Origin of the sequence: Mesorhizobium sp. B1-1-5 (assembly GCF_006443065.1) — a bacterium.
Lineage (GTDB): Bacteria > Pseudomonadota > Alphaproteobacteria > Rhizobiales > Rhizobiaceae > Mesorhizobium.
On sequence record NZ_VFWS01000003.1, the window covers coordinates 130,221 to 139,462 of the forward strand.

The following is a 9,242-nucleotide window of genomic DNA, read 5'->3' on the forward strand; positions in this document are numbered from 1 at the left end:
GAGCAGTTGGAAGAGGTCAGATGGTCGTTTCGCTTTCGCGCCGCGGAGAAGTCGAGCCGTTCCACGCCATGGACATCCTGGCCGAAGCCAACCGGCTGAAGGCTGCCGGCGTGCCCGTGGTGTCGATGGCGGTCGGCCAGCCGTCGGATCCCGCGCCGGTCGGCGTCCGCGAGGCGGCGGCCGCGGCCCTGCGGCATGGCCGCATCGGCTACACCGACGCTCTGGGCCTGGCCGATCTGCGCAAGGCGATCGCGGCGCATTACGGCGAGCACTACGGTATCGATGTCGCGCCATCGCGCATTGCCGTCACGATCGGCTCGTCGGCCGCCTTCAACCTGGCTTTCCTGGCCATGTTCGATCCGGGCGACCGCGTCGCTATCGCCGCGCCCGGCTATCCCGCCTACCGCAACATCATGGCCGCGCTCGGCATCGAGATCGTCGAGATAGAGCTCGGCTCGGATGCCTACCTGCATGCCGAGCACCTCAAGGTCGCGCATCGCGGGAAGCCGCTGAAGGGCGTGCTGTTCGCCAGTCCCGCCAATCCGACCGGCGCGGTGATTCCGGCCGATGAGCTTGCCGCGCTGGTGAAGACTGCCGAGGAGCTCGGCATCGCCGTGATCTCCGACGAAATCTATCACAGGCTGGCCTACGCGGCGCCGGATGTCACCGCGCTGGCTCATGGCGCCGGCGTGACCGCGATCAATTCCTTCTCGAAATACTATTGCATGACCGGCTGGCGGATCGGCTGGATGGTGCTGCCGGAGGAGCTTGTGCGGCCGGTCGAGCGTGTCGCCCAGAGCCTCTATATCTCGCCGCCGGAACTGTCGCAGATCGCGGCGATCGAGGCGTTCAAGGCAACGCAGGAACTGGAAAAGGTGAAGGCGCGCTACGCCTGGAACCGCGACCTTCTGATGAAGCGCCTGCCGGAACTCGGCTTCGCGCTCGCCGCACCGATGGACGGCGCCTTCTACGCGTTCTGCGATGTCACGCGCCACACCAACGACAGCATGGCTTTTGCGCGCAAGATGCTGGCCGAGGCGCATGTCGCGGCAACGCCGGGCCGCGATTTCGACCCGCTGCAGGGCCATCGCACCATGCGCTTTTCCTATGCCGGCAGCCATGACGACATGGTCGAGGCGCTGGCGCGCATCGAACGCTGGCTGAAATAGATGCCGGAGCTCGAGCAGGCATTGGCCGAAGTCGCCGCCGAAATGGCGGAGCGCACCGATCGCGGCGAGGTGGCGACCTACATCCCGCAGTTGGGCAAGGTCGATCCGAAGAAATTCGGCATTGCCGCCGTGACCAATGACGGCCGCGTCATACTGGCCGGCGATGCCGATCAGCCCTTTTCGATCCAGAGCGTCTCGAAAGTCTTCACGCTCACGCTGGCGCTGGGCAAGGTCGGCGATGCGTTATGGCATCGCGTCGGCCGCGAGCCATCCGGCAACCCGTTCAACTCGATCGTCCAGCTCGAGCATGAGAACGGCATACCGCGCAATCCGTTCATCAATGCCGGCGCCATCGTCGTCTCCGACGTCCTGCTTGCGGGCCATCAGCCGCGCGAGGCGATCGGCGAAATCCTGCGCTTCATTCAGTTCCTCGCCGATGACGATACGATCATCATCGATCGCGAGGTGGCGGCATCCGAGCGCGCCACCGGCCACCGCAACTTTGCCCTGGCCAACTACATGAAATCCTTCGGCAATCTCCATCATGCCCCCGAGCTCGCGCTGGGTGTCTATTTCCACCATTGCGCGGTTGCCATGAGCTGCCGTCAGCTCGCCATGGCCGGCCGGTTTCTTGCCAATGGCGGCAGGAACCCGGCGACCGGGCATTCGGTCGTCTCGGCCGAACGGGCACGCCGCATCGGCGCGCTGATGCTGACCTGCGGCCATTATGACGGTTCCGGCGATTTTGCCTTCCGCGTCGGCATCCCCGGCAAAAGCGGTGTCGGCGGCGGCATTCTCGGCATCGTGCCAGGGGTTGCTTCGCTGGCGGTGTGGTCGCCCGGCCTCAACGAGAACGGCAACTCCAAGCTCGGCTCCATCGCCATGGAGAAGCTCGCCCGGATGATGAACTGGTCGATCTTCGCGCCGTAAAGCAGCAAAGCGTTGGCGGTTTCCACCCGGAACGGCGCTGAAAAAGCAGACGGCGAAATGAAAAATCCCGCGCCTGATGCGGCGCGGGATTTTTTCAAAAGATCAGCTTAACGATCTGAAAGGTTTAGAAAAAACCCTTGCGCTGCCACCAGCCGGCGCGCTTCGGCTTGTCTTCGGCCTTGGCGTCGTCGGACACGTTCGAAGACACGACGGGGACAACCGGCGCGTCGACTGACTGTGGCTTACGCCGCGTTGGATGGGTAGGCTCCGCCTCCGTGGCCGCGGGAGCGGCAGCCGTCGGCTCCGGCTCGGCAGCCACAGGCGCAACCTGGGCCTCGGCCACAGGCTCGGACACCGTCTCGGCCGCGGCTTCCTCAGCCACCTTCTTGGCCCTCGAACGGCGGGGCTTCTTCGGCTTTTCGACCACCTCGGCATCGTCGTTGGCCGCGGCGGGAGCAGCAGGTTGCTCCGCAGGAGCGGCCATCGCCGGCTCGCTTACGGCGTCCTGGCCTTCAACCGACTCACCCTCGGTATCGCCGACGGTTTCGCCGGCAACGGCCTCCGAAGCTTCGTCCTCACGGCGGTTGCGCTTGCCGCCGCGCTTCCCGCGCCGGCGCTTCTTTCCGGAACTGTCGTCGGCATCGGCCGCTACGGCCTCGCCGCCGGCGGTCGCCTCCTCGGCGGCCTCGTCCGTCGTCTCGTCATCGGTTTCGCCGTCTTCCGTCGGCGCCGCCGCGACGTCCCCATTGTGCTCGCGGTCGCGATCCCTGCCGCCACGCCGCCGCCGGCGCTTGCGGCGCTTGCGGTCACGGCCTTCGCCATCCTCGGACCGCTGCTGGTGCTGGTCCTGCTGCCCGTGGCGCGGCTGTTCGGCCTGGACCGAGACCTCGTCCTCCGCTTCCTCGACGACAATCTCGTCCTCGGGCTCGTCCGGCTCGACATAGGCCGGTAGGCTGCGCACCTCGACAAAACCTTCCGGCTTCTCGGCGATGGCGCCGCGGAAGATCGCGTAATGCTGGGTGCCGAGCGTCTCGTCAGCCTCGATCGTGATCGTCAGGCCGAAGCGGGCTTCGAGCTCCACCAGGTTGGCGCGCTTATGGTTGAGCACATAGAGCGCGGTCGCCGACGGCGTGCGCACGATGATGTGACTGCGCGAATCCTTGAGCAGGAATTCTTCGATCGCCCGCACGACCATCAGCGCCACGGAGGAATCGGAGCGCACATGGCCGGTGCCGCCGCAATGCGGGCAAGGCTTCATGGTCGATTCCAGCACGCTGGCGCGGATACGCTGGCGCGACATTTCCATCAGGCCGAAGTGTGAGATGCGGCCCACCTGGATACGGGCGCGGTCGTTCTTGAGGTGATCCTTCAGCCGCTTCTCGACGGAGCGGTTGTTGCGGTTCTCCTCCATGTCGATGAAGTCGATGACGATCAGGCCGGCAAGGTCGCGCAATCGCAACTGCCGCGCGACTTCCTCCGCCGCTTCCAGATTGGTGTGGAGCGCCGTCTCCTCGATCGAATGCTCCTTGGTGGAGCGGCCGGAGTTGACGTCGATCGAAACCAGCGCCTCGGTCTGGTTGATGATGATGTAGCCGCCGCTCTTCAGCGTCACCTGCGGCTGCAGCATGCGGTCGAGCTGCGCTTCGATGCCGTTGCGCACGAAGATCGGCGTGGTGTCGCGGAACGGCTGAACCACCTTGGCGTGGCTCGGCATCAGCATGCGCATGAAATCCTTGGCCTCGCGGTAGCCATCTTCGCCGGAGACAAGGATCTCGTCGATGTCCTTGTTGTAGAGATCGCGCACCGAACGCTTGATCAGGCTGCCTTCCTCATAGACCAGGGCCGGGGCCGAGGACTGCAGCGTCAGGTTGCGGACGTTTTCCCATAGCCGCATCAGATATTCGTAGTCGCGCTTGATCTCGGCCTTGGTGCGGCTCTCGCCGGCGGTGCGCAGGATGACGCCCATGCCCTGCGGCACGTCGAGATCGGCCACGACCTCCTTCAACCGCTTGCGGTCCTGGGCGTTGGTGATCTTGCGCGAGATGCCGCCACCGCGCGCCGTGTTCGGCATCAGCACCGAATAGCGGCCGGCAAGCGACAGATAGGTGGTGAGCGCCGCGCCCTTGTTGCCGCGCTCTTCCTTGACCACCTGCACCAAAAGGATCTGCCGGCGCTTGATGACTTCCTGGATCTTGTACTGGCGACGCACCGGCTTGCGGCGGTTGCGGATTTCCTCGAGCGCGTCCTCGGCGCCGACCGATTCGACCTCGTGCTCATCCGAATGCGAGGCCGAGACGTCCTCCAGCATGCCGCGATCATCATCGCTGGCGGCGACTTCGCCGCTTTGCTGATCCGCCTGCGGCATCGCCTCGGAAATCACGTCGGCATCGATGCTCGCGGCAATCGAAGTAGGGCCGCCTTCGGAAGGCTTACCATCGTCGTCGTCCGTGGCGTCATCTCCGCCAGCTTCGGCGCCTTCAGCCGCTTCCGATACGGCCTCGACGGCCTCGGAGGCTGTTCCGGCATTTTCTGCCGGGGTAGCGGCGGTCTCGCCCCGGGCTTCCTCGCCCTCGGCAACGTCAGCGGCGGTTTCGTCGCCGCCTGTAGCCTCGACCGGGCTTTCCTCGTTCTCCGAGGCAGCGTGCTTGTGCTCGCCGCGGTCGCGGTTCTTGCCGCCGCGCCGGCGGTTGCGCCGGCCGCCGCGGTCGCGCGCCTGCTGCTCTTCGCCGTTCTCGGCCTCCTCGTCGTCTTCGTCCTCGGCCTCCTGCGCCTCGGCGCGCAGCAGGGCCTGACGGTCGGCGACCGGGATCTGGTAATAATCGGGATGAATTTCGCTAAAGGCGAGAAAACCGTGACGGTTGCCGCCATATTCGACAAAGGCCGCCTGGAGGGACGGTTCGACGCGGGTTACGCGGGCGAGATAGATGTTTCCTTTGAGCTGCTTTTTGTCCTGGGATTCAAAGTCGAATTCTTCGATGCGGTTACCGCGAACGACAACAACGCGTGTTTCCTCCGGGTGGGAGGCGTCTATCAGCATCTTGTTGGGCATTATTTTGTTTCCTGCCGGCAGCCGACGGCCGCAGCTGGCGTGGCAATGCCCGCCGCTGTGCGCCTGTATCTGTGTGCATGCCGGATAATTGAATGTCCGCCGGCCGCCGCTTGAGCGCAATGGCGGTGCCGCCCGCAGCCATTACGGCGCGGTTTGATGCGGACCTTTCCATGATTGCGCTTGAAGCCATCGGCACCCGGCAGAACCTTTTGAACCAAAGCCCGGGCTAAGCCGGACCAGCTTGTTTGCTCATAAAGAGCCGGCGCGGGGACAAACCCGGCCGTTTTCCTCACGCAAGCGATTCCCCCGCCACGAGGGCACGCCTGCGAAAATCGTCGCGACCACCTGAGCCTGGAAGGGTAAAGGAGCCGCCTTTGCATCCAGCCTTTGGCAGGAAACTGCTGAGGCGAGCGGTTCCAGGATTGCAGTGATCCAATGTCGCTTTTATGATTTGGCGGGATGGAAGGCAACCCCGATTTCGGATGCCGGCAAAAAGCGCTTCCCCTGGGGAAGGCGTCTTCGTCCCACTCCTTGAAAGGCTTGGTTAACCTTCTCTGAATACCAATCGTTAATCGAGTTGGCGGCCTGACAGGCATTCTGCGAGAAGACCGGGCGCAATGCGTCAAACCGGGAGCGACGAATAAGAGATGGGATCGGCGGGCGCCGCAGACAAGAGGGGTGGGGCCACCGGGCATCTCCTGCGCGTTACCTGGACTGGCTTGCTGCTGGCGGTCCTGTCCTGTTTCGTCGCCGCCGCGCACGCCGACACCCTGCTTGGCGCAACCGGCTACAAGATGGCCGGCGACGCCACGAAGATGCGCATCGTCGTGAATTTCGACCACGAGCCGGACGTCAAATGGTTCCTGCTGCGCGGTCCCAATCGCCTGGTCGTCGATCTGCCGCGCACGCGATTCGCGCTCGACGCCAAGGATGTGAAGCCGCGGGGCCTTGTGCGGGCCATTCGCTACGGCGATCAGGGACATGGCTCGCGCCTGATCCTCACCGGCAAGGGCCCTTTCGTCGTCGACAAGCTCGACGTGCTCAAGAATGACGACGGCAGCGGCTACCGCATCGCCATCGATATGTCGGCTGCCTCCGAGCGGGAGTTCGACGAAGCTCTCGCCAACCAGTCGCTGACGACCGGTTCGACGGTTTCGACCGAAAAGGGCGAACGGGTCGGCACCGGACCGGTCTCGGCGCCGGGCCATCGCTTCACGGTGGTTATCGATCCCGGTCATGGCGGCGTCGATGGCGGCGCCGAAAGCTCCGCCGGCACGGTCGAGAAGGACGTCACGCTCGCTTTTGCCAAGGAACTGCGCGACAAGCTGGCCGCGGTCGGCAAATACGATGTCTACATGACACGGGACAACGACGTGTACCTGGCGCTCGACGAACGCGTGCGCATCGCGCGCCAGCACGAGGCCGATCTTTTGATCTCCGTCCATGCCGATACGATCGCCGTCAAAGGTCTTCGCGGTGCCACGGTCTACACGCTTTCGGACAAGGCTTCCGACCCGGAAGCCCAGGCGCTCGCCGATCGCGAGAACCTGTCCGACCAGTTCGCCGGAATGAAGATCGAGGACGACAACAAGGAAGTCACCGACATTCTGATCGACCTGATCCGCCGTGAGACCCATGGTTTCTCGATGAGCTTCGCCCACACGCTGGTCGGTCAGCTGTCGACCAGCGTCGGCATGATCAACAATCCGCAGCGCTCGGCCGGCTTCAGGGTGCTCAAGGCTCCGGACGTGCCGTCCGTCCTGGTCGAGCTCGGCTACCTCTCCAACAACAAGGACGAGGCGCAACTGCTGAACGCCGACTGGCGAGGCAAGGCGGCGCAAAGCATAACCAACGCGGTTGCCCTGTTTGCCGCCGCCAAGGCCGGAACCGCGACGGGCGGCTGACCCGCCGCACCTGCCCGCAACCGCCGCACGTCTGCAACCGCAAGCAGCGTTGCATGACAACAACACCCGGCGTTATTATTCGGCAACCGAGTCCTCAAATTTCGCGCTGCCGTATTTTGTCCACATGGCCGCTACATGGGTTTTTCGATTGCGGATTGGGACCGCCCCGGGAAGCTTGCGCGACTGTCGGCTTCGTTTAGGAAATTCCCGAACCTCGGACTGGAGCGGGCATGATTCGTCTCATCGGCTATTTCTTTGGCATCGGCACGACGCTGGCGCTGCTGGTGGCGGCCGGTCTTGCCATCTATATCAGCCATCTGACCAAGGACCTGCCCGACTACGAGGTTCTGGCCAAATACGAACCGCCGGTGACGACGCGCATCCATGCCTCCGACGGCGCGCTGATGGCTGAATATGCGCGCGAGCGGCGTCTCTATCTGCCGATCCAGGCCATCCCGGACCGCGTCAAGGCCGCCTTCATGTCGGCCGAGGACAAGAATTTCTACAACCATCCCGGCATCGACATCACCGGACTTGGCCGCGCCATCATCGTCAACCTGCAGAATCTCGGTTCGGGCCGGCGGCAGGTCGGCGCCTCGACGATCACCCAGCAGGTGGCGAAGAACTTCCTGCTCTCTTCCGATCAGACTTATGAGCGCAAGATCAAGGAGATGATCCTGGCCTTCCGCATCGAGCAGGCCTATTCGAAGGACCGCATCCTCGAGCTCTATCTCAACGAAATCTTCTTCGGCTTTGGCGCCTACGGCGTCGCGGGCGCCGCGCTCACCTATTTCGACAAGTCCGTCAACGAGCTGACAGTCGCGGAAGCCGCTTATCTCGCCTCGTTGCCGAAGGGCCCGAACAACTATCACCCCTTCAAGCACGCCGACCGTGCCCTGGAGCGCCGCAACTGGGTCATCGACCAGATGGTCGAGAATGGCTACGTCACCCGCGAGGAGGGCGACAAGGCCAAGGCCGAACCGCTCGGCGTGACGCCGCGCCGCAACGGTTCCTACCTGTTTGCCGGCGAGTACTTCACCGAGGAAGTCCGCCGCCAGATCATCGCGCGCTACGGTGAGAATGCGCTTTACGAGGGCGGCCTGTCGGTGCGCACCACGCTCGATCCGAATATCCAGCTTATCGCCCGCAAGGCGATGCAGAACGGCCTGCTCAAATACGACATGCTGCGCGGCTATCGCGGTCCGGTGACGCATATCGATGTCTCCGGCGACTGGGGCGTGCCTCTCGGCAATGTGAAGGGTCTCGAGGACGTTCCGGAATGGACGCTGGCCGTCGTGCTCGACAGTTCGGCAACCGGGCTGACCATCGGCATCCAGCCGACGCGGCAGATTTCCGGCGATCTGGTCAAGGAACGCGTCCAGGGCACCGTCAGCAAGGAGGACATGGGCTTCGCCATGCGCCACTTCGTCAACGGCAAGTCCGTCAGGGCGAAGTCTCCGGCCGACGTGCTGGAGCCCGGCGATGTGATCTTCGTGCAGAAGAACGACGGCTCCGACAACACCTACATGCTGCGCCAGGTGCCGGAGGTCGAAGGCGGCCTCGTCGCCATGGATCCGCATACCGGCCGCGTGCTCGCCATGGTCGGCGGCTTCTCCTACGCGCAGTCGGAATTCAACCGCGCCACCCAGGCGATGCGCCAGCCCGGTTCCTCGTTCAAGCCGATCGTCTATTCGGCGGCGCTCGACAATGGCTACACGCCGGCTTCGGTGATCATGGACGGCCCGATCACCATCCAGAGCGGCAACACCACCTGGACGCCGAAGAACTATGACGGCACGGTCGCGGGCCCGGCCACCTTGCGCTCGGGCATCGAGAAGTCGCGCAATCTGATGACCGTGCGGCTGGCCAACGACATGGGCATGAAGCTGGTCGTGGAATATGCCGAGCGCTTCGGCGTCTACGATCATCTGGCGCCCTATCTGCCGATGGCGCTGGGCTCGGGCGAGACGACCGTCATGCGCATGGTGTCGGCCTATTCGATCATGGCCAATGGCGGCAAATCGATCAAACCATCGCTGATCGACCGCATCCAGGACCGTTACGGCAAGACGGTGTTCAAGCAGGACGAGCGCGGCTGCGAAGGCTGCAACGCCACCGAGTGGAAGAACCAGACCGAGCCGGAGCTGGTCGACAATTCCGAGCAGGTGCTCGACCCGATGACGGCATACC

6 protein-coding genes are annotated in these 9,242 nt (G+C 64.1%); 5 read left to right on the forward strand and 1 reads right to left on the reverse strand.

Annotated features, from left to right (window positions below; all coding sequences use genetic code 11):
* Positions 1–20 precede the first annotated feature (20 nt).
* Together FJ980_RS02470 and FJ980_RS02475 are read left to right on the forward strand one after the other, a co-directional pair.
* Positions 21–1,169, forward strand: a complete 1,149-nt coding sequence (locus FJ980_RS02470; protein ID WP_140541363.1) for an aminotransferase class I/II-fold pyridoxal phosphate-dependent enzyme — start codon at positions 21–23, stop codon at positions 1,167–1,169.
* Complete coding sequence (locus tag FJ980_RS02475) at positions 1,170–2,099, forward strand: glutaminase (RefSeq protein ID WP_140541364.1); 930 nt, start codon at positions 1,170–1,172, stop codon at positions 2,097–2,099.
* 124 nt (positions 2,100–2,223) lie between these two features.
* On the opposite strand, the gene FJ980_RS02480 is transcribed toward FJ980_RS02475, so the two are convergent.
* Complete coding sequence (locus FJ980_RS02480) at positions 2,224–5,148, reverse strand: ribonuclease E/G (protein ID WP_140541365.1); 2,925 nt, start codon at positions 5,146–5,148, stop codon at positions 2,224–2,226.
* A gap of 92 nt (positions 5,149–5,240) precedes the next feature.
* On the opposite strand from FJ980_RS02480, the gene FJ980_RS34575 reads away from it, so the two are divergent.
* The 3 genes from FJ980_RS34575 to FJ980_RS02490 all read left to right on the forward strand — a co-directional run.
* A complete protein-coding gene (locus FJ980_RS34575) occupies positions 5,241–5,378 on the forward strand; it encodes a hypothetical protein (protein WP_176477023.1) in 138 nt (45 codons plus the stop codon).
* A gap of 417 nt (positions 5,379–5,795) precedes the next feature.
* A complete protein-coding gene (locus tag FJ980_RS02485; protein ID WP_140541366.1) occupies positions 5,796–7,052 on the forward strand; it encodes an N-acetylmuramoyl-L-alanine amidase in 1,257 nt (418 codons plus the stop codon).
* A 230-nt stretch (positions 7,053–7,282) separates the two neighbouring features.
* Positions 7,283–9,242, forward strand: a 1,960-nt coding sequence (locus FJ980_RS02490) for a penicillin-binding protein 1A (RefSeq protein ID WP_140541367.1), incomplete at its 3' end; no start/stop codon positions are given.

What these genes read in the sequence shown, in the direction of transcription:
- FJ980_RS02485 (WP_140541366.1), top strand. Translation starts at nt 5,796, where the DNA reads ATGGGATCGGCGGGCGCCGCAGACAAGAGGGGTGGGGCCACCGGGCAT.
- FJ980_RS34575 (WP_176477023.1), top strand. Translation starts at nt 5,241, where the DNA reads ATGTCCGCCGGCCGCCGCTTGAGCGCAATGGCGGTGCCGCCCGCAGCC.
- FJ980_RS02470 (WP_140541363.1), top strand. Translation starts at nt 21, where the DNA reads ATGGTCGTTTCGCTTTCGCGCCGCGGAGAAGTCGAGCCGTTCCACGCC.
- FJ980_RS02480 (WP_140541365.1), bottom strand. Translation starts at nt 5,148, where the DNA reads ATGCCCAACAAGATGCTGATAGACGCCTCCCACCCGGAGGAAACACGC.
- FJ980_RS02475 (WP_140541364.1), top strand. Translation starts at nt 1,170, where the DNA reads ATGCCGGAGCTCGAGCAGGCATTGGCCGAAGTCGCCGCCGAAATGGCG.